The sequence below is a fragment of the Clostridium sp. DL-VIII genome (assembly GCF_000230835.1).
Taxonomy (GTDB): Bacteria; Bacillota; Clostridia; order Clostridiales; family Clostridiaceae; genus Clostridium.
In genome coordinates this window covers 1,033,441-1,053,993 of record NZ_CM001240.1, presented here as the reverse complement: position 1 = coordinate 1,053,993, position 20,553 = coordinate 1,033,441, and the positions used below count along the sequence as shown (strand labels likewise).

24 protein-coding genes and 1 pseudogene are annotated in these 20,553 nt (G+C 35.5%); 1 reads left to right on the top strand and 24 read right to left on the bottom strand.

What is annotated here, in order from left to right; genetic code table 11:
• Window positions 1-446 precede the first annotated feature (446 nt).
• From CDLVIII_RS04870 to CDLVIII_RS04790, 20 genes and pseudogenes are all read right to left on the bottom strand, one after another.
• Complete coding sequence (locus CDLVIII_RS04870; RefSeq protein ID WP_009168315.1) at window positions 447-1,292, bottom strand: aldo/keto reductase; 846 nt, start codon at window positions 1,290-1,292, stop codon at window positions 447-449.
• A gap of 200 nt (window positions 1,293-1,492) precedes the next feature.
• On the bottom strand, window positions 1,493-2,458 hold the full coding sequence (locus CDLVIII_RS04865) for an aldo/keto reductase (RefSeq protein ID WP_009168314.1): 966 nt from the start codon (window positions 2,456-2,458) through the stop codon (window positions 1,493-1,495).
• Between the two features lie 34 nt (window positions 2,459-2,492).
• Window positions 2,493-2,969 (bottom strand): flavodoxin, encoded by a 477-nt coding sequence (locus tag CDLVIII_RS04860; RefSeq protein WP_009168313.1) that lies wholly within the window; start codon window positions 2,967-2,969, stop codon window positions 2,493-2,495.
• Between the two features lie 102 nt (window positions 2,970-3,071).
• Window positions 3,072-3,629 carry a flavodoxin family protein gene (locus tag CDLVIII_RS29160; protein WP_009168312.1) on the bottom strand — a complete coding sequence of 186 codons (558 nt, stop codon included), beginning with the start codon at window positions 3,627-3,629 and terminating at the stop codon, window positions 3,072-3,074.
• A 121-nt stretch (window positions 3,630-3,750) separates the two neighbouring features.
• A pseudogene (locus CDLVIII_RS04850) lies at window positions 3,751-4,045 on the bottom strand (flavodoxin family protein); the annotation flags it as partial.
• A 13-nt stretch (window positions 4,046-4,058) separates the two neighbouring features.
• Window positions 4,059-4,472 (bottom strand): cupin domain-containing protein, encoded by a 414-nt coding sequence (locus tag CDLVIII_RS04845; protein ID WP_009168311.1) that lies wholly within the window; start codon window positions 4,470-4,472, stop codon window positions 4,059-4,061.
• A 305-nt stretch (window positions 4,473-4,777) separates the two neighbouring features.
• The gene (locus CDLVIII_RS04840) at window positions 4,778-5,419 is read right to left on the bottom strand and encodes a carboxymuconolactone decarboxylase family protein (protein WP_242835835.1); all 642 of its coding nucleotides are present in this window, start codon (window positions 5,417-5,419) and stop codon (window positions 4,778-4,780) included.
• A gap of 229 nt (window positions 5,420-5,648) precedes the next feature.
• A complete protein-coding gene (locus CDLVIII_RS04835) occupies window positions 5,649-6,410 on the bottom strand; it encodes a flavodoxin (RefSeq protein WP_009168308.1) in 762 nt (253 codons plus the stop codon).
• A 351-nt stretch (window positions 6,411-6,761) separates the two neighbouring features.
• A complete protein-coding gene (locus CDLVIII_RS04830) occupies window positions 6,762-7,676 on the bottom strand; it encodes a prolyl oligopeptidase family serine peptidase (protein WP_242835833.1) in 915 nt (304 codons plus the stop codon).
• 78 nt (window positions 7,677-7,754) lie between these two features.
• On the bottom strand, window positions 7,755-8,258 hold the full coding sequence (locus CDLVIII_RS04825; RefSeq protein WP_050816233.1) for a flavodoxin: 504 nt from the start codon (window positions 8,256-8,258) through the stop codon (window positions 7,755-7,757).
• A gap of 607 nt (window positions 8,259-8,865) precedes the next feature.
• Complete coding sequence (locus CDLVIII_RS29670; protein ID WP_242835831.1) at window positions 8,866-9,471, bottom strand: flavodoxin; 606 nt, start codon at window positions 9,469-9,471, stop codon at window positions 8,866-8,868.
• A 272-nt stretch (window positions 9,472-9,743) separates the two neighbouring features.
• The gene (locus CDLVIII_RS32430; RefSeq protein WP_278245895.1) at window positions 9,744-9,866 is read right to left on the bottom strand and encodes a hypothetical protein; all 123 of its coding nucleotides are present in this window, start codon (window positions 9,864-9,866) and stop codon (window positions 9,744-9,746) included.
• Between the two features lie 152 nt (window positions 9,867-10,018).
• On the bottom strand, window positions 10,019-10,579 hold the full coding sequence (locus CDLVIII_RS04815; protein WP_009168304.1) for a flavin reductase family protein: 561 nt from the start codon (window positions 10,577-10,579) through the stop codon (window positions 10,019-10,021).
• A gap of 294 nt (window positions 10,580-10,873) precedes the next feature.
• A complete protein-coding gene (locus tag CDLVIII_RS04810; protein ID WP_009168303.1) occupies window positions 10,874-11,572 on the bottom strand; it encodes a DUF4405 domain-containing protein in 699 nt (232 codons plus the stop codon).
• Window positions 11,573-11,925: 353 nt separating this feature from the next.
• Window positions 11,926-12,756 (bottom strand): oxidoreductase, encoded by an 831-nt coding sequence (locus tag CDLVIII_RS04805; RefSeq protein WP_009168302.1) that lies wholly within the window; start codon window positions 12,754-12,756, stop codon window positions 11,926-11,928.
• Window positions 12,757-12,827: 71 nt separating this feature from the next.
• Complete coding sequence (locus CDLVIII_RS04800; protein WP_242835829.1) at window positions 12,828-13,799, bottom strand: MFS transporter; 972 nt, start codon at window positions 13,797-13,799, stop codon at window positions 12,828-12,830.
• Window positions 13,784-14,011, bottom strand: a complete 228-nt coding sequence (locus CDLVIII_RS31805) for an MFS transporter (RefSeq protein WP_242835826.1) — start codon at window positions 14,009-14,011, stop codon at window positions 13,784-13,786. Before CDLVIII_RS31805 ends, CDLVIII_RS04800 begins: the two co-directional genes overlap by 16 nt.
• Window positions 14,012-14,097: 86 nt before the next feature.
• Window positions 14,098-14,253, bottom strand: a complete 156-nt coding sequence (locus tag CDLVIII_RS31060; protein WP_186005547.1) for a hypothetical protein — start codon at window positions 14,251-14,253, stop codon at window positions 14,098-14,100.
• A 129-nt stretch (window positions 14,254-14,382) separates the two neighbouring features.
• Window positions 14,383-14,508, bottom strand: a complete 126-nt coding sequence (locus CDLVIII_RS31800; protein WP_242835824.1) for a hypothetical protein — start codon at window positions 14,506-14,508, stop codon at window positions 14,383-14,385.
• A gap of 325 nt (window positions 14,509-14,833) precedes the next feature.
• Window positions 14,834-15,760 carry an alpha/beta hydrolase gene (locus tag CDLVIII_RS04790; protein ID WP_186005546.1) on the bottom strand — a complete coding sequence of 309 codons (927 nt, stop codon included), beginning with the start codon at window positions 15,758-15,760 and terminating at the stop codon, window positions 14,834-14,836.
• A gap of 497 nt (window positions 15,761-16,257) precedes the next feature.
• Between CDLVIII_RS04790 and CDLVIII_RS04785 the strand changes: the two genes are divergently transcribed.
• Complete coding sequence (locus CDLVIII_RS04785; protein ID WP_009168299.1) at window positions 16,258-16,518, top strand: hypothetical protein; 261 nt, start codon at window positions 16,258-16,260, stop codon at window positions 16,516-16,518.
• A gap of 49 nt (window positions 16,519-16,567) precedes the next feature.
• Here the strand turns inward: CDLVIII_RS04785 and CDLVIII_RS04780 are convergent, their stop codons facing one another.
• Genes CDLVIII_RS04780 through CDLVIII_RS04765 form a run of 4 tightly spaced genes read right to left on the bottom strand, consistent with a single transcriptional unit; the run spans window position 16,568 to window position 20,521 of the window.
• Window positions 16,568-18,181 (bottom strand): carboxylesterase family protein, encoded by a 1,614-nt coding sequence (locus CDLVIII_RS04780; RefSeq protein WP_009168298.1) that lies wholly within the window; start codon window positions 18,179-18,181, stop codon window positions 16,568-16,570.
• Between the two features lie 23 nt (window positions 18,182-18,204).
• Window positions 18,205-18,396, bottom strand: coding sequence for a hypothetical protein (locus CDLVIII_RS31055; RefSeq protein WP_035301659.1), 192 nt, complete (start codon window positions 18,394-18,396; stop codon window positions 18,205-18,207).
• Between the two features lie 15 nt (window positions 18,397-18,411).
• Window positions 18,412-19,860, bottom strand: coding sequence for a histidine kinase dimerization/phospho-acceptor domain-containing protein (locus CDLVIII_RS04770; RefSeq protein ID WP_035302063.1), 1,449 nt, complete (start codon window positions 19,858-19,860; stop codon window positions 18,412-18,414).
• Window positions 19,853-20,521, bottom strand: coding sequence for a response regulator transcription factor (locus tag CDLVIII_RS04765; RefSeq protein ID WP_009168296.1), 669 nt, complete (start codon window positions 20,519-20,521; stop codon window positions 19,853-19,855). Before CDLVIII_RS04765 ends, CDLVIII_RS04770 begins: the two co-directional genes overlap by 8 nt.
• Window positions 20,522-20,553: the final 32 nt, after the last annotated feature.

The window sequence follows — 20,553 nt, the reverse complement described above, 5'->3', positions numbered from 1 at the left end:
AGAATAAAAATATTTTTTATAAAGTTACTTTGTTTATGATGGTAAGTTTTGTATTTTAAACTCACAACTACAAGCTCTTTATTTCAAGGCTGTCTGACAGTCGTCGCTATTGGGATAGTATAATGCTTGTCCTTAATAAAAAAACAGCCGTTTTAACATATAGAAAAGCCACTCACTGTAAGATAAATTAATTTAGATATTGTATAAATGTAATTTCAGCCTAATAATAACTTTTAGCTCTTAAAGATATTATCTTTTGGTATTTGGGAGTTTTTACTTATTCCTTAGTCCAAACAAGATTAATTGACATTACTTCTTCCTTTTCTGGATATAGAAGAACTACTATGAGCTTCTACTTTGTCTTTAAGTTCCACTATATATATATATATTATGCAGTAAGAACTACCCGATTGTATCAAATAGTTCTTACTATATACGCATTAATTTTATCTTACTAAGCCTGTTAAATATTCAACTGTTTGTGGATCATAATGTGAGAAGAATAAGCTTTCGCCTTTATCTAAAGCAGCAATCAAATCCATATCCTCTTTTGTTAATTCAAAATCAAATACGTCAATATTTTGTATCATTCTTTCCTTGCTAACCGATTTAGGAAGCACTGATACTCCTCTTTGAATAAGATATCTTAAAGCAACTTGTGCAATTGACTTACTATATTTATCTCCAATTTCTTTTAATATTTCATTGCTAAATAGGTTGTTTTTCCCTTCGGCAAAAGGTGCCCAAGCTTGAATCTGAACGCCATACTTTTTCATTACTTCCTGAGCCTTTACTTGTTGATTAAATACATGTGTTTCAACCTGATTTACTGCTGGAACAACTTCATTGAACTTAGTTAAGTCGATTAATCTGTCTGGATAAAAGTTACTTACACCTATTGCTTTAAGTTTTCCTTCTTTATATAGTTTTTCCATTGCACGATAAGTTCCATAATAATCATTAAATGGCTGATGGATTAATAATAAATCTAAATAATCCAATTGAAGTTTTTTTAATGATTCTTCGATAGATTTCTTTGCATTTTCATATCCAGCATTAGCAATCCATACCTTTGTAGTGATGAATAATTCTTCTCTTGGAACACCACATTTTTTAACAGCGTTACCTACAGCTTCTTCATTACCGTAAGCCTGTGCTGTATCGATTAGACGATAACCTACCTCTATTGCATCTAGTACACATCTTTCACATTCTTTTTGATCTGGAATTTGGAATACTCCATATCCCAAAATCGGCATTTTGACACCATTGTTTAATTCTACATATTTCATACTAATTTCTCCTTTATTCTAATTTTTTCTGCTCTTCGCAATTTAACTTAAGCAGAACTATCTTTACACAATTGAATTAGCTGTGCTAAAATTAGTGTATCCCATTCGAGTAACTCGAAGTCAAACACTTTTCTATTTTTTTCTACCTGTGTTACAAATATTAATTTAAATCGCTAATGCAACAAAATCCCCTTAATTTATTAAAAATGTGTTTCATCTATATCAATTTTAGATAAAGCTTCATTAATACTAGCTAATTCTTCCTCCGTTAATGTTATATTATCAGCTCCCAGATTTTCTTCTAACCTATGCATTTTTGTTGTACCAGGAATCGGAATAATATAAGGTTTTTGAGCCAATTCCCAAGCTAATACGATTTGTGCTGATGTTACATTTTTACTTTCAGCTACTTTTGCGATTAAATCCAATAATGATTGATTATGATCCATAACTTCTGGTTTGAATCTTCCCATAAAGCTTCTGAAGTCACTTTTTTCATATTTTGTATTCTTTGTATACTTACCACTTAAGAATCCATTGCCTAAAGGACTATAAGCAACAAATGAAATACCTAATTCTTCACATAAATCAAACAATTCTTTTTCTGGTTCTCTCCACACCATTGAATATTGATTTTCAATAGCCACTAACGGACATACTGCATGAGCACGTCTCATATAACCAATTGGTGCATTTGATAATCCCCATGCTTTGATTTTTCCTTCAGCTATTAATTCTTTTATTACTCCAGCAACAACTTCAGGTTCTACTTTAGGATCAACTCTGTGTTGATAATATAAATCAATACAATCAACCTTTAATCTTTTTAAAGATCCTTTTACTTGTTCTCTAATAGATTCAGGTCTACTATCTAAGATATTTTGAAGTTTTCCATCAACAATTTCTTGGCCAGTAATACCAAATTTTGTAGCAATAACAACTTGATTTCTCAATGGCGCTAATGCTTCACCTAATAACTCTTCATTAGATTCACCATAAACAACAGCTGTATCAAAAAAGTTACATCCTAATTCAACTGCCCTGCGAATCAATCGAATCATCTCTTCACGGTCTGCTGGTTGTCCATAAGCATGATCCATCCCCATACATCCTAGACCAATTGCAGAAACCTCAAGATTACTATTTCCTAATTTACGTTTTTTCATTTTTTAATCCCTACCTTTCACTATTTTTTATTTATTAAATCATTCCTAATTTCTGGAGACACCTCGATACTTCTTCTGACATACTCACGCTACCTCTACTAATTGAAAATCCTCTTAAAACATTTGATTTTGAACAAAGTTTCTTTATGTCCACTTGACTGTTACCCATTCCACCTCCTCCATGGGTACAAAATGGAATAATAGTCTTATCAGAGAAATCATATGATTCTAAGAATGTAAATACCCCCATCGGCATTGTGCTCCACCAATTTGGAAAGCCAATATATATTACATTATAAGAACTCATATCCTCTACTTTAGTTGATAGTTTCGGTCTACTGTTACTTTCTTTTTCTTTCTTAGCCACTTCAACTACTTCATGATAATTAGTTGAGTACACTTCTACTGTATCAATTTTAAACAAATCACCTTTTACCTTATCATTTATTATATTTGCTATTACTTCTGTATTTCCAGAGTGTGAAAAGTATGCAATTAAACTTTTTGCCATTTCTATCCTCTCCTATTCTTTTTGTTTGTTTTTAATATAAATATATTTTATACATTTAGTATTGTTGAAATTCCACCCCACAATATTCTACAGCTATATATTTTATTCTGTAACCCATTCTCCAATCATACGAGCGTGTTGCAAATATTCTTTATTGTGTAAGCAAGAATCTGGAGTACCACAATTTGTAAACACCTCTGTTTTAAATTCTTCAATAGATCTTTGAAGGCTTGGAAGCGTTAAGATATTATTAACATGGCGTTTCATTTCTTCAGTTGAAGACCCTGTGCAAGTCAATAAAACTCCAACCTTTTTCTTTGGACCTATTTGATAGGTAGGGCAGCAAAATGTACAACAAAAACGATCAATTACCGTAATAGCCTGTGAAGCCATGCAGTTATAATAGATCGGTGCTTCAGCAATAATTCCATCACTTTCGTGTATTAAAGTTAGCAATTGAGAAAAATCATCTTCTTGTACACATTTACCACTATCTTTACATTTATAGCAAGCTTTGCACGAACAGATATTCTTATCCCTCACATCTACTCTTTGAACTTTTGATCCTTTTTCCTTCGCTGCTTCCATAGCGGCTTCGATCAATGTATCACCGTTACCTCCAACTGTAGGTGTAGTAGTAATAAATAATATTTTTTTCATGACTGTCACTCCTCTTTCTATCTATATATTTATCATCTGCATCAGGTATCTATTTTACATACTTGTTCGATGATTTCAATTTATTGGGTAAATTCTCACAATATATTATGACATCGTATGTTTATCTTATAAAATTAGTGAATATCCCTATTTCACGCTCTGGCATCTTTGCACCGATCTTAAGACCAGTTTCCTTACGTTTTAAGAAAAATGTCATATTTCTTCCTAAAGTTCTCATAGTCTGAAGTCCTTCTATATCCTGTTTTACTTGCTCAGGAAGTAGCACCGTGAACCATATTCCAATACTGTGACGAAACAATTGGCATCTGCATTAAAACAAAATATTTATTTAATTGAGTATAAGTTGCAGTTGTTCCTGCTCTTCTTGCCGATATAACATACGCTGCAGGTTTTAAATTTAATATTTTTCTATTTTGTTAAATTATTATATTCTTCATCAGTTACAGGTTCTAGCCATTCTACTCCTCCCTTTTCAATATTAGGCAACATCGCAATATGTGTAAACCAGCTATTCGGTGTTGCACCATGCCAATGTTTAACATTCGGAGGTATCTTTACTACATCTCCTGCATGGAGAATCTGTACTGGCTTTCCTTCTTCCTGATAATATCCTTCTCCTCCAGTAACAAGCAGAATTTGACCACCTGGATGTTTATGCCAACTATTTCTTCCGCCTGGTTTAAAAGTTACATTAAATGTAGGACAATTAAAATTCTCATCATTAGATACCAGCATTTCAACCCATTCTTCCCCAACAAAATGTTCCGTATCAGTACTCTTTTCACCTTTTGGGAAAATTACACCTTCACTTAAATCTTTCACATTTTCCTCATTGGCAGTTGAACTAGCTTCTTTTGTTCCTGTCTCAGTATTTCCATCATCATTAGTATAGGTGGTTTTAATTTCCTTTTGTGTACCGATTTCCTAGCTGCTTACAACACTTCTTTGGCTATTATTACAAGCTACTAAGCTAACAGCAATTATCATGGTAATTGCTAATACTAGTAAACCTTTTATTTTTTTCATAATTTTTCTTCCTTATAAATATTTTATTTGTTTTCACATGAGATTTGTAAACATTAATTTTCCATGTTCTTTATATTTGGTATTATACTAGGCGAATTAGATTATTTATTTGTAGCATTAGCTGCTCTGCTACTTAAAACCCTATCCAGAACCTCGCTTGCATTATCAGCTTGTTTCTTGCCAACTTTTAATTCGAGTATAGATATTATGTTTCTCATCTGTGCCTCAGTCAGTCCCACATTAAATCCAACGTTGAAATGACCCTGTAACTGTGGATTGACACCATCAATACTTGATAACGCTGAAATGGTTGCTATCTCTCTGCTTTGGAAATCTAGTACATCTCGTCCGAATATGTCCCCGAAAAGATGTCCTTTCAAAAAATCATCAATAACGGGAACAAAAGTATTTCCACCACTGGCAGGCATTCCTGTCAGTCTAGTCTGAATTTCAGTTCCAAGTTGTATACTGTTTTTATTATCAGGTAATGGACTTGCTTCCTTACCAACCTCATCCTTTATTCCTTTTTGCTCCCGTTCTTCCATAACAATTCTAAAAGTATTAATACCATTCAGACTACGAGGAAATCCTGCATATGCATACATCTGAACCAAAATTTCCTTAATTTCATTTACAGTTAAACCTGCATCCAACCCTTCGTTCAAAGCTATTTTCAGTTTCTCTAAATCACCATTAGCAGTAAACGCTGCGATTGTAACTATACTCTGTTGCTTGATACTCAAGCTTTGGTTATTTGTTGCTTGTGTTTTAAATTTATCGTTTACTTCCGATGCTGTCGCTTTGCCTGAAAATCCACTCACCGAAACGAGCAGTGAAATCGATAAAATCATTACTATTAATTTTTTCATTTTCTTCTTCCTTTCTCAATAAAAAATTAAACAAAAACTTCTTACCTTCCTCTCTTTTTTATAGTTATTACTTTAAAAAAGAATTCTTCTCCCTTTATACTGGTTATTTTGTATATCCTAAATCACTTAGCCAGGAAATAATATTCGGCGCATCCTTCTCAACTTTGTTTCTTGATACCGTATATCCCTTATCACTTACCGTTGCATTAGGTTCAAGCTTCTTAATAGTACTGATGGTATTTGAGAAACCACTGCCTCCATGGCTGTTAAATGGGATAATCGTTTTACCGGACAAGTCATATTCGTCAAGAAAAGAGTATACAATCATCGGCATATCCCCCCACCAATTTGGATAACCTAAGAAAATAGTGTCATATTGTTCTATATTGTCAATATGAGATTTTATTACAGGACGCGCATTTTTTTTCTGCTCTTCTGCTGCTAAATCTACAAGAGTGGCGTGATCAGTGGGATAAGGTGTTTCAGGCTCAATACGGAAAATATCTGCACCTGTATTCTCCTGGATCACATAAGCCATATACTGTGTATTTCCCAAAACTTTTCCATCAATGACCACAGTACTGTCGTCTTCCGCCTTGGTCATATTGCTCGGATCTGTAGTTTCTGGCATAGAAAAATAAACAACAAGTGTTTTTGAGTCTTTCTCAGTAGAGGGAGTAGGTTTGCTAGACGAAGCAGAATCCTTAGGTGCTTCACTTTGGCTGGAATCACTATCTGTACCGTTCTTTGCGGTATCAGAGGAATCAGGCTTTGAATTGTCAGTAGATGATGTACCTGTTCTGCTGCACCCAATAAAACTGAATAAAAGAACACAGGTCATCATAAAAGCAAATAATTTCTTCATATAATTTAACACACTCCTTTAATATCTAATAAATCATTATTTCATCCTAAATCCTCCCCCAAAAAATCTTGGAAGCAAATTACAACGCGGACCTTTTATTTGATTTATTTTTTAAACTAATTCTTCTTTTAAAATATTTATCCCTAATTTTAGTATTGCGTGAAATCTTATTTAATAATTTTGTTAATTATTTTACTATCTCATCACTAGTTATATATTTACATTTTTATTATAGATAAATTTGAGAATTAACAGAAGTTTTAATAAGTTCTTCAGCGCAAACCCAAAGGTTGTAACTTATTTTATGAACAAAAAATCCACGAAGTAATTACATCGTGAATTTTAAATAATCTATTTTTTTAACAGCCATTTCATGATATCTTCATCATAAGCAAACAGCGCACCTCCACCATGTTCATGCGTAGCTCCCCTTTGTATAAAATAATCATGATTTTTCACATCAAGTACTAACAACTGATTGATTTCTTCTTCTGTCATTCCCTGTGCTTCATATAATTCATGCAGTTTATGATATGCCTCTTTTGTTGGCCCTGAACCATAATAATCATCGTTCTCACCTACTGCAAAATATACCGGAATATGTTTATCAACGACTGGTTCATAGGCTCCATCCCATCTTGAACTGCAATGCAGATATGCTGTAAATAAATCCGGTCTTTTTCCTAACACGATAGACATGGTTTCTCCACCTCCTGAATAACCGTTGGCATATACTTTTGTTTGATCAATATTGTAATTACTAAGAAAATATTCTACTAACGCAATTGTCTGGTCAGCTGATTTCTCACCCCAGTCTTCAAGCTGGGGTGCAACAATAATCATATTCGAATTATATTTTTGTGCCTCGAATCCGAATTTCTCCGCACCCAGATTTACGCCAACACCTTGAAAATATAATCCTTCATAACCTGGAAGTGTAAAATATAATGCATATGGCTCGCTTCCATCATAGCTTTCAGGAATATACACGTTATAATGAATATCACCATTTGTTTGCGAATGAAGTACATTGTCTAGTAAAAAATTTTTGTACTTTTTTATTCCTTCTGTATTAACTTCCTCTACGGGATTTTTTTCTTCACTCACGGGTTCTTTATTGTATTCCTTTCTATTTTCACTACTTACATTCTCATTAGTTTTATTTCGTGAATCATAAAATAAAAACAAGTACCCAACACTTATGAAGCCCAAAAGAAGTAATATTACAATCAAAATAACTTTTCTATTTTCCATATTTCTTTCCAATCCCTATAACTACTAGATTATTACGCAGCTCCTTATTTCCATGCACTAATGGATACCATGCCTTTATGTTACTTCCTTTCATAAGTCAAGTCCCTGAATCCAATCTGTAATTACTTTGGTTTGATCCTTTGCCATATCAACGCCACGAATTGGCAATCCTTTGAGTACAGTTGCATCAGGCTCAAGCTCCTTAATTGTCTCATACGTTCCACAGTCACCGCTTCCCTCATGGGTATTAAAAGGAACAATAGTCTTACCTCTAAAATCATATTTATCAAAAAATGTAAACATAATCTGTGGAAGTGTGTACCACCATATGGGATATCCAACAAAAATCACATCATAATCTTCAACAGTAATTTGATTTTTTATTTCTGGGCGTTCATCTGCATCTTTTTCCTGTTTGGCAATGGCATCTATTTGTGGGTACTCAGAAGGCAATCCTGGGTATGCTTTTACAGACTCAATTTCTACCAAATCTGCACCTTTCTTTTCTGCTATAATTTTTGCGAACTTTTCTGTGAATTTATCCTTCGATGGAAATATCGAAAGATATGTGACTAATATTTTTTTGTAACTCATAAATGTATTTCTTTCCTTAATATAAAATCCTTGTATATGACATAGATGCCAGTTTAATGCTATCCTCACTTATTGTATAAACCTCTGTTACAACAAATGGATTTTCCAACTTCTCTTCCATCTACTATTGCAATCATCTTTATTTTGTTCAATAGAACAACGGTAGATTCCAGCTGCTGAATTGTTTTATCCTCTCTTACTTAAACTAATAATTTCCCCCATCACTGCCATACGCTCTACTGTTTCTAGATGCCTATTTCTTTTTATCAAGTCCCTCTTTTTTAGCCCTGCGGAAAAATATGATCTGCAGCTTGTAAATTATTTAAATCAGCATAATGAAGTGAGTATTTCCTTTAATTCTTTCAGCCGGAAACTCATAGGCTGCTGGCTCAAGAGCCACAATTGCACGAACATTATCGCTTTTAATTGCAATATCCCATCCGTATCCATCACTTTGAGAATGTGTACAAAGAATACCAGTGTCTCAAGACTTAATTCCGTGCACACATAAAATATATATTTTTAATATAAAAGAATTGTATTTATATTAAAAATAAATGTCGACTTAATTACGTCTTGAGCCACTAGTTCTCATACCTCTAATTTTTTATTTCATGACTCCAATTTTATTCAGCCATTCAGATACAGCTCTTTGTACCTCTTGTGCATCTCTTACATTTGCACCTGGCATTTGAAAAGCATCAAGTATGGTAGAATCTGGGCAAAGCGCCTTGATAGAATTAACAGTTTCCCCCAATCCATATCCTCCATTTGTATTGAAAGGTATGATCGTTTTTCCCTTGAAATCATATTCTGATAAAAATGAAGCTATAGGTCTTGGAATGTTCATTGCCCATGTGGGATAACCAATATATACGGTGTCATATGAATCCATATTTTCTATCTTAGTTTTTAGTTCCGGTTTAAATCCAGCGTTAAACTCATCAACATTTCGTTGTACAGTTTCATGATAGTCAGCTGGATAAGGTTGAACCGTTTGAATATTTACAAGATCCCCGCCAACAAGATCATGAATTTGTTTTGCAACAATTTCTGTACTACCAATCAAGCCATCATTTCCAACATTCAAGCTTGCCGATGATATTACATCAACATTATCGCTAAAGTTTGTATTGCCAACTCTTGAAAAATATACCACGATGATTTTCTTAGTAGTCGAAGACGAGGTTTGTTCCTCCCTCCCACTTACCATACCGGACGAACTATTTTCGGCTGTGGAGCTGTTTCCAGATGTCGATGATTCCGTACCACTGTTTTTTGAAGCGTTGACTGCTGTTTCCCTACTGCCGTTTGAGGTACATCCTAAAAACATAAATAGGAGCAGGAAACAACCTAATAGAAGAAAAATACGATTTTTCATGCTACTCACCTTGTATAATGAACATATAGTAAAAATTCATTATACTTTTCCTTTCTTAAATATTTTTTACTATACTTAACATAAGACGTTGTGGATTAGTTTTTTCACTTTGTATAAGACATAGATGCCAGAATGCTATCCTCACTTATTGTATAGACCTCTGTTACAACAAATGGATTTTCCACTTCGTCTCCATCTGCAATGGAAGTCATCTTTATTTTCTTCAATAGAACAACAGTAAATTACATCTGCTGAATTGTTTTCTCCTCTCTTACTTAAACTGATAATTTCCCATCACCGCCATACGCTCTATTGCTTCTGAATCAGTATGCCAGAAGAACAATATTTTGTTCTCATCCAGTGCCAGGATTATCTGTCTTTATTTCAATACTGCTCCATCCTTAAATGCATTTCCAACTTTTTCTCCAAGTACACGGTAGGAACCCGTTGCAGAATCAAATGAAAGTGGCTGTAATTTATTGAAATCAATATTGCCATTTTCATCAATGATTGATTCTTCTGCACTCATGTTTACTACTTCACCAACTACTCTTAATTCTCCAAGTTCTTCGTTCATGCTGACAACTTTGCATTCCAAAGTCAATGGGAATTCATCAATGATTGGAGCGTCTACATGGATGCTCTTTGTTACATGAACCCCAGCTTTTGTAATCTTGTCTGTATCCTTTCCCGATTCAAGACCAAAATAATCTGCAATAACCAGATTATTTTTGTCTGCAAAACTTACGGTAAATGCTTTTTTCATCTGCAGATTATCTGTTGTCTTATGTTTAGAAAGATTCAATGCGACGTGTTTTCCTCCACACTGTCCTCCCCATGCAACATTCATTGCATCTGGCATGCCATTCTCATCATAAGTAGCTACGATTAATACTGGTAATGGTGTTACGATTGTTTTTGTTCCAAAATCTTTCTTCATTTCTTTTATCCTTCTTTCTTTTATAATTTTTAATATATAGTTTTACCCTGCACTAAGAGGTAGTAATATTATATGACTATATCATAGTTGTTTAATAGGATATTAGATACCCAATCCCAAAATTGCCATATTGCATTCGTAATAATTCCGGATGCAAAGGCATTTCACTAGCTTCCTGTGAAGTAAACTTAACTTCCATTGTTTCTGTCGCACCGCTCTGAACAATTCCTTTCTGGAAAAGCCCTTTCGCATATGGAGTTGTCATAAGTGCAAGTACCTTGGCTCCTCCAACTGCTATTTATATCTCTTCTGATGTTTTTTGCGGGTATATATCTGTAACAGCATTGAAACATAATATGCGACACATGCAAATAACATCATCATAGCAAGATATTCGGCAAAGAATAGTATTGCTGGCTGATCAGGATCAAAGAATACAAACATGTTTTTCAAAAACATGTAAGAGGCTATATCATTTTTAAGAAAGGCATATAAACCATATGCAGCAATGATGATCGCTATCAATGGAAGCACTGCTTTATATGGACGAGAACCCGACCGAATTCCAGATGACTTATTGGCTATACCCTTAATCATGTTTCCATGCATACCGAGATGCAAAGACATTAAAACAAATCCCCAATACGCTGACAGCATATGCAGTTCCCGTGCAAAGGATGCACTCCCATTTATTGGCAGAAAAGAAAACACGTAGCGTGACATAATAATGCCGCTAATCATTAATCCAATCATAGATGCAAACACCATCAAATTTATAGCAGTCTGCAAGATTCGCTGCGGTGTGTATTTTCCTCGGAATAGATTTAGATACCAATTGGCATTTAGGCCATTATGGAGGATAAACGCTGCAAACATCACAGCTCCAATCCATTCATGTACTTTCTGCCCTGTTAGCGCATAGGCCATAAGAACTGGTAGCAGTACAGTTAATAAAATATCAGTTGTAATTTTAAATTTCAGCTTTGCTGTCATTCTTTCATCCCCTATTATGTTAAGTAATATAAACATTATTATTCTTAACTATTACATAGAAAAATATCGAGATATGTAGACCTCGATATTTTCTTCCTCCCTTCTACACTTTAAAATGTCATGTAAGCATAACTTACACCATATTTTATTTAAACTATTAATCGTTCTTTTAAAAAACATTTTATCACTTAGAATCTACTCCAAGTGATAAAATATCTTCTCTTATCAAAATATATGATAAAACCCCTCTGCATTTTCCAATTAAATGCAATTGAGAATTTAATTAATGTTATATAATTTCTATCAAATTAATTTATTTCAGTATTCGTTACCATATATCTATGAGAATTCACTTAATTCAGGAAATCTGTGGTAATACTATCCTTTTTCCAAGCTTCCAGTTCAGCACGATCTGCATCAAGTGCATCACTAACTACTTGAACTGCATCGCTTCCCAATAACAGTAAAGAAGGCGGATTTTGAGCTTCGACAGCCTTAATAATAAGCTGTGCCCCCTTTGCTGGATCACCAATCTGATGACCATCTGTAGTATCATTCTCTATTCGACGGAGTCCGGCAGTTTTTGCATAATCAGTCATAGCGGTTTGAGATTGCTGCAATGAGCGGCCGGCAAAATCAGTCCTGAATGCACCCGGTTCAACAATTATCACCGATAAACCAAGAGGACTGACTTCTTTCTGAAGACCTCTTGACAGTCCCTCAAGTGCACATTTCGTTGCCGAATAGTAACCAGATCCAGGTGCAGTAGTACGAGCGGCAATCGAAGATATATTCACGATTGTACCATGTCTTCTAGTCCTCATTCCAGGTAATACAGCCTTAATCAGTGCTACAGGTCCAAAGAAGTTTGTGGCGAAAAGTTCATCTACTTCTGCTTCATCTGCTTCTTCTACAGCAGCACGATAACCATGTCCTGCATTATTAACTAGAACATCCACTCCACCAAATCGAGCCTCTGCTTGTTGCACCGCCTGAGTAATCTGCTTAAGGTCATTCACATCTAATTGGATAGCTAATGCTGTATCAGGATAGGAATCTACAATATCTTGAATAGCTGAAAGCCTCCTTGCAGTAACGACTGCATTATCTCCATGTTTTAGTACAGCTTGAACAAGATTACGGCCGAGACCGCTTGAACAACCAGTAATTAACCACGTAGACATATCATCACCGCTCTTTCTTTTAAAATAGATTTGTTTAATATATGCTTTTTCATTTTCAAAACCTCCTGTTATTAATTTTTACAACATTTTTTTGTATCAACATCAGTTTCCTTATTGTAGTAAGACTTAAGCCGAGGATAGAGAAAGATCACATAAGAAATTAATGCAACGATCACAAATATAGTTAATCCAGCAAATGCTGTTTCATATCCAAAGTATTTAATTCCCACTCCCAAGACTACAGCTCCAAACCCATATGCCAAATCCGCAGTTGAAAAAAGCGTAGCGCTGGCAATGCCACGTCGGTTTTCTGGGCAAAGCATATACGCCGTGGTCTGCAACAGAGGAAAAGCCACTCCAAACCCAAAACCAAACAAAACTGCCGACACCATGAAAATAGCAAAATTTTCAGCCCAATTAAGTACAACCAATCCACTAAACATCAGCACAATTCCGGGAATCATAACCGCAGTAACACCATGACTATCTGATAATCGTCCGACCATTAAGCGGACTACAAATAGTGCCAAAGCAAACACAGAAAAATATAGACCTATATTACTGACGCCACGATCAATACCATAACTAGCAATATATGCCATGATAGCACCATATGGCATAATTGTGAATAAAACCACCAAACAAGTAGTTAACACACTCTTTTCGAATAATATACTACATTTAGATGATAGCGATTTTGCCGGTGTGGCGGTAATATCATGGATAGCCTCATGTGTTGAAATAAAACCTGACTGAACCAAACTTCGCTTTCTCTCGTAATTCAGTAACATGCCAACTCCTAAACTGATTATCCCTGCTAACACGCCAGCTCCAAATAGCCACCATGCACCATGTTGCTGCAGCATATGCAGTCCCAATTCAGGACCAAGCGCCATGCCGATGGTATTGGCCAGAGTATAAAATCCAATACCTTCTGCCCGTCTGGACGCAGGTACCAAATCCGCAGCCATAGTGCTACCAGCAGTAGAAGACGCGCTAAAACCAACGCCTTGAATCAAACGTATGATTAAAATTCCAGGCAAAGACACGAACAAACCAAAAAAGGTGCGGCTACAGCCATTATTATGACACCAATAAGATATACTGCTTTACGTTCCCAACTATCAGCCAGATTCCCCCATATTACTCGTGGAACAAGAGAACCTATAGTATAGACTAAGATGATAATCCCCCCCACTGAAGGATCAATAACTCCTATGCTACGTGCGAACAATGGCAAAGTCGGAGTAAACATAAATGTTGCAATGTACATAAAAACAGCCGCAACCAAAAGTAAAGTAAAATTTTTTGTCCATAAAGGCTCTAAGTAAGATTGCTTTTTCAAATATAAAACTTCCTTTCCAAATAGTGCTTTTCTATTACTAAGTATTGTTTAACATCGGCTGCCCCATCTGTGCTTTCTGCTTTTGAAATTAAGCTGGCATGCAGAAATCTGATCCGTTTTAAGTTTTTAACTTCCGCCATCTCATGACCCATTACTTTTCCTACCAAATTGGAAATGCTTACGCAAGCGGGTTTGTATTAAATTAATATCGATTATGCACGGTTATATAATCTTTGTTTTGATAAGCACCTCCTATGAATTAATTTTGTATATTGGAAATTTTATGCCATTTTTTTTGTAAAAGCAGCACCTTCCATTACTGTTTCTTTAAGCGGATTAAGCCGAACCTTATCAAATACAACTAATTCTACCCCTGCCTTCTTGAATTTCTCTTCTGTACGACTCAAATAGCCATTTGCTCTTGTAGACTTTCCATTAGAAATAACTATTATTGCTTTTTTCCTAGTAATGCCTGCTCATGAAGCTGGTTCAGCATTCCTGTTTCGAATATACATACTGAAATTCACAATTTTCCTCCTTAATTTATCATGAATATTTACCATATACTCTTATATGCGATACCATTCTTAACTCTAAAATTTAACTAATTAGAAAAAACATAAAAAAGATTTTCACCAGCTAATTACTCGTAATCACAGCAAATAGCGATATAAGTTCGCTATCGTGATTATATTTAACTTCATATTAAGTTTTCTAGTACACATTCAAAGATTAGTCGTTAGTTCTGTTCATATGCTTTTCCCAAAACTGAATTGCGTATTCAATCCACCCTGCCGCATCTGTACCAATTCCAAGTCCAAAACCATGACTTGCATTCTTATATTTTCGATATTCCACATCTATTCCGACAGATCTCATGGCATTCACACGCCTTTCAACATTGTATACACTAGCAATAGGATCGTCTTCACTAGATGTGACAAATGTCGGTGGATCATTTTTAGTAAAGCGTTGATGTCCGGTATATGCCATAACAACAATACTTGGTTTAGGAACATCACTGCATTTAAAGCTGATAGCTCCATAGGATCCAATATTTGCTGCCATCCGTGCACCAGCTGAGCTTCCCCATACAGAGTAATCTATCTTGCTGACTCCTAGCATATCTGCATTCTCAAAAATATAAGGTATAGCTGTCGCCAAATCTTCGCACGCCCTTTGCTCACCTCCCACACGGTATCGCAGAACGAATGCATTGTACCCTTTTTTGCTCAGCTCTATGGCGTGTGGAAAACCTTCCTGTACAGATCCAACGTAAGAATAACCACCGCCAGGGCATACAATGACAAAAGGTGCTCCTTGCTTTCCTTTAAAGAAAAACAGACCAGTATTTTTCTTTTGATAATCCTCATTCTTTTGTTGTTGAGTATAAAAATCGTAAAATATAGTTTTACCTTTCTGAACTTCGTCAATCATATGATTGATGGTATTCACAACTTGGTCAGGAATTACATGGCTATGATACGGCAAAAGAGATCCGACACTACTCAGCTCCATATTCTCATCATATCCACATTCCAACGGTAGTATAAATTGACCGAACCCCTGGAATGCAGGATGAGTTATGACATTAATGATGGTATCATTAGTACTGATATGGGCATAACCTCTAACTTTGCTTACTTTATCGTTATTCATTAGATCATCTCCTTCATTTAGGCTCTTACCTGTATCACTATTTGAATTCAATGTATCTATCTTGCCATTATAAGTACAGCCTGTTATAGATATACTCAAACATTCAATAGTAAAATAATTATTGTTCGCTTATCTTTTCTTACCTTTAAACATTTCCGAAAAAGTTAACCATTCTACTTTCTTACTAGTTTTTTTATATTCTTATTATAGATAAATTTGAGACTTACCAGAAGTTTCAATAAGTTCTTCAGTAAAAACCCAAAGGTTGCAACTCTGTTTAGCAAAAAATCCACGAAGCATCTGCACCGTGGATTTTTAACTTGATTTATTTTTATTCTTTTGTATCATAATACAAATTTAGTTGCTATTCATAGAATACAAAATCAGAAGTTAAATTATCATTCTGAACATTATATTAAAATTAGTGCCTTAACATTTAATAAAAATTCATATGATGGCCAGAAATAATTTGAAAATGATAGGAGACGTATATCAAAATGAATAGTACATATACACAACTTATAAATAATTTAGAATATTTGAAAATGATAGCTCATTTGAATGAAGTTATTGATTTTACCACAAAAAATAAGCTATCTTTTGTTGATGCCCTTATTAAGCTCACAGCTCACGAGATTCATTATAAAGAATCAAATATGATTAAATCTATAATTAAGGTTGGAGCTTTTCCACATCAAAAAAATTTAAGCATTTTGACTTTAATTTTCAACCTGGCATTAATAAGGATCAAATATTAGTTTTTTACGCTATGTTTTTTAGAATCATTAGATGCTAGAATTAAGCACTTTAGTAAATATAATCTGGTTCCAATAGTTCCATAAGTCTTTTATCATGATTATGCACCAACTCAGATTCTGTATCAAGAATCATAGTTGCTCCATTTTTACGATCATATGCTTCCCATTTTGGTAAGTCCTCTGCACTTGGTGTTCCTGTTTTTGCAAAATTAATCCATGCCTGACTAACTGTTTTAGCCAGTTTCTGTGTATTGGCATCACCACTTACATTATCAAATACAAATGGAATTTCTGCACCATGACTTGATCCACGCGTAGCATCTTCCCACGTAAATACATATGCATAGACAGGTGCTCCGCCTTGATCTGCCTTATGTGACATAATCTTTAACATCGGCAAACGGATAAATGTATCTACATTTTGTGCTCCGGATGCATTCTCATTAGGATAAGCCTGTGCAAATGCGTTTTTTTCTTCCTCTGTCATATTAGTGTGGGCACTGGATGGTACCATAGTTGTCCACTCATTCAAATTACTTCCAATAAGAAGAGGGATATCCTTTCCTGCATCAGCAAAGCCGTCTTTTGTTACAGGATTGGTAGGCATATAATCTTCATCTATAACTGGTCCCCATTCCATGGCATAATCATTGGTAAAAGCAGCAGGAATTTTATATGTATTGGCCGTATCCTGCAATGCTTTTGTAGAAGCTTCCTGCAAATCACTGTTAGAAACATTCTGGAGTTTTTCAATGTTGTCAGGTGTAATATCAAGATTTTTTAATATATGCTCTGTTAATGTTTTACTTTCTTCCTTTGTGGAGAACGTAACACCCATGGTTTCTGTTGCTCCACTTTCTACGATTCCTTTTTGGAAAAATCCCTTAGCATATGGGCTGGTCATCAGAGAAAGTACTTTCGCACCACCACCCGACTGGCCGAAAACTGTAACATTACGTGGATCACCGCCAAATGCTTCAATATTATCCTGAATCCATTTTAATGCTGCAACAATGTCTGTAAGTCCAACATTTCCAGAATACTTATACTTCTCACCATAAGCAGACAGATCCAAATGCCCATATACGTTCAAACGATGATTTACAGATACAACCACAGCATCTCCACTTTGGCTTAGATTCTTTCCATCATTCATAGCATTATTGGCTGTTCCTGTAGAGAAGCCACCGCCATGCAGCCAAACCATAACTGGGCGTTTCTTACCGTCGCCTGTTCCAGGAGTCCAAATATTCAGATTCTGACAATTATTATCTGTCCCAATCTCATTATTATTTGCTGACATTCCAAGAATGGCACCCTGTGGTGACATTGCACCAAAAGCGTCTGCCTTACGAACGCCATCCCAAGGTTTAACTTCATCTGCAGGGACAAATCGCTCTTTTGCTTCTGCATAAGGAACTCCAAGATAAGTATAAATACCATCATTATCTGTTCCTTGTACAAGGCCTGCTGTTGTTTTTACAACCCCGTCTGTCTGCTTAGATGCACTTTTTGTTTCAGTAGCACTCTCTGACGCTGCTGTACCCACGAGTTCTGTGTTAGATGATATTGTCTGATTTGCTGTGGAATTTCTGCAGCCTATCAATAGGCTGGCACAAGTTACCATAACCATTACTATATTTAATAACTTTGTCTTTTTCATAAAATCTCCTTTTTATTAAAATTTTACTTTAAATTTTCTAGCCATACTATTACTTCATCCTTACTGTTCTCCACTTCATTATGTGTAACTGAATAACAATCTTCAGTTACATTGGTTTCCGGTTGCATTTCTTCTATGGTGCTTATCGTTCTTGAGAAAACACTTACTCCATAGCTATTGAATGGAATAATGGTTTTCCCTGCACGATTTTCCAATATAATAGGACATGGCTATGTTTTTTTATTGCTTGCATACTCGAACCAAAAAGTAGTCAACCCATCCTTGCAACTCACGCCATAAAGCATATCGTGAGCTTTTAAGAATGTACTGACGATGGAAAGACCAATGCCAGTTCCTTTCTTTCGTCCGCCGTGATGTTGACTACGCTGATATCTTTCCCAAATGATTTCGCGGTCTTCTTCCGGTATTGGTTTTCCCGGATTTGTAACAGACACTCGTATTGCGCTATTTGACTCCTCAATAACTACGGAAATTGTTCCTCCGTCCACAGTATGATTAATTGCATTATTCAGCAGATTACGCATTACCTGACTGATTTTCAGCGCATCTATATTAGCTGAAATATCGTTCCTTATGGATTTCAAACATATTGTAATTCTATATTCAGCAGCGCTCTGTTCACATTGACTAATCTCAGACTCTACAATTTCATAAAGATTATACAAATCTTTTTTTAGCTTGATATATCCGGCTTGAAGCTGAGAGTAATCCATAATATCACTGACCATCTCACTCATTCGACCCGATTCCTGAATAATCAGGTTTAAATCTTCATTCCGTTTTTCATCATCTTTCCAGTTTATATCACGCACCATTTCGGCATAGCCCCTGATTAAGGCCAGAGGTGAGCGTAGCTCATGCGATACATTGGCGATGACTTCTTTCCGAAGAACGTCCACACGTTGAAGGGCCTGACCAAGCGCCTCTACCGAATTAGATAATTGACCTAGTTCATCATTTAAGGAAATCCCAGGCGTTGCAGTTAGCTCTCCTTTAGTAAGCCTATCCACAGTACACTTAATCATGTGTATAGGCTTTACAAAATGCCGTGATAACAATGCCGCCACCAGGGCTGCGACAAGTGTTAGAATTATACTCAGCATCACAAGCTGATTGCGATTAATCTGAAGTACAGTATGCAACTGATCCATTGTCTGATATAAAACAACTAAAGCCTGACTATTGCTATACATAACAGGGATGCCTATTTCCAGCGCTATTGGTTCAGAATGATTCCGGATAATTTTATTGTACGATTTTCCCTGCAAAACCTGCTGATATTCTTCGCTCGTTTTTAAATACTGTATAAATCCAGACATAGATTCCATTGACTGTGTATCCAATTTATGCCCTACACTGTAAAGAGCAATCAACTTTCCATCTCCGTCAATTACCATCATCTTTCCATTGGTAGTCTTGCTTAATGAAAGTATTAATTGCTCATTATAGGCAAGATCTTTAGTTTTCAACTCTTCCATAATAGGTTTCAGACGGCTCTGTACCTCAGAGACAGTAGAATTCACATAGTTCTGCTCGAATAGAAAAATATGCACAACCCACATGAAAGCAACACTAAATACGACCAAAAGCATCATAATCAGCCACAAGCGCACGACAATTTTGGAGCGAAATGGCGATCTCGTACATATTTTACTCATATTCAAATTTATAACCCACCCCCCATACGGTTTGAACGACTTTTCGGTAAGTGCCTAAATGTTCCCTGAGAGATCTAATGTGTGTATCTAACGTACGAGCGTCACCATAGTAATCATATCCCCATACCCTATTTAATATCTGTTCCCTACTAAGAACAAGATGTTCATTTTGTGCAAGATACAATAATAGATCAAACTCTTTCGGTGGTAAATTAAATACTTTTTCACCCGCTGTCACTGTTCTCGATCCAGGAGAGATGCAAAGATCTTCAAATAAGAGATTATCACTTGATTTACTCCCGCTACGCTTGAGTACAGCTCTGATACGAGCTATCAGTTCCTTTGGACTAAATGGCTTTGGTACATAATCATCTGCCCCAAGGTTAAATCCAAGTAGCTTGTCATACTCCTCACTTCTAGATGTAAGCATAATAACCGGAATTTGACTCTCTTTTCGTATTTCTGCAAGAGCTTCAAAACCGTCGAGCCCTGGCATCATAACATCCAGTACAGCGATATCAAACTGGTTTTCCTTTACTTTTTCAATTGCTTTTTCTCCAGTTTCAACCTCTTCGCACTGGAAACCATCCAATTCAGCATATGTTAGTATCAATTTTCGAAGATGTATATCATCATCAACAATTAGCAATTTTGCCAACATAATCCCTCCATTCCATGTGTAAATATACCATT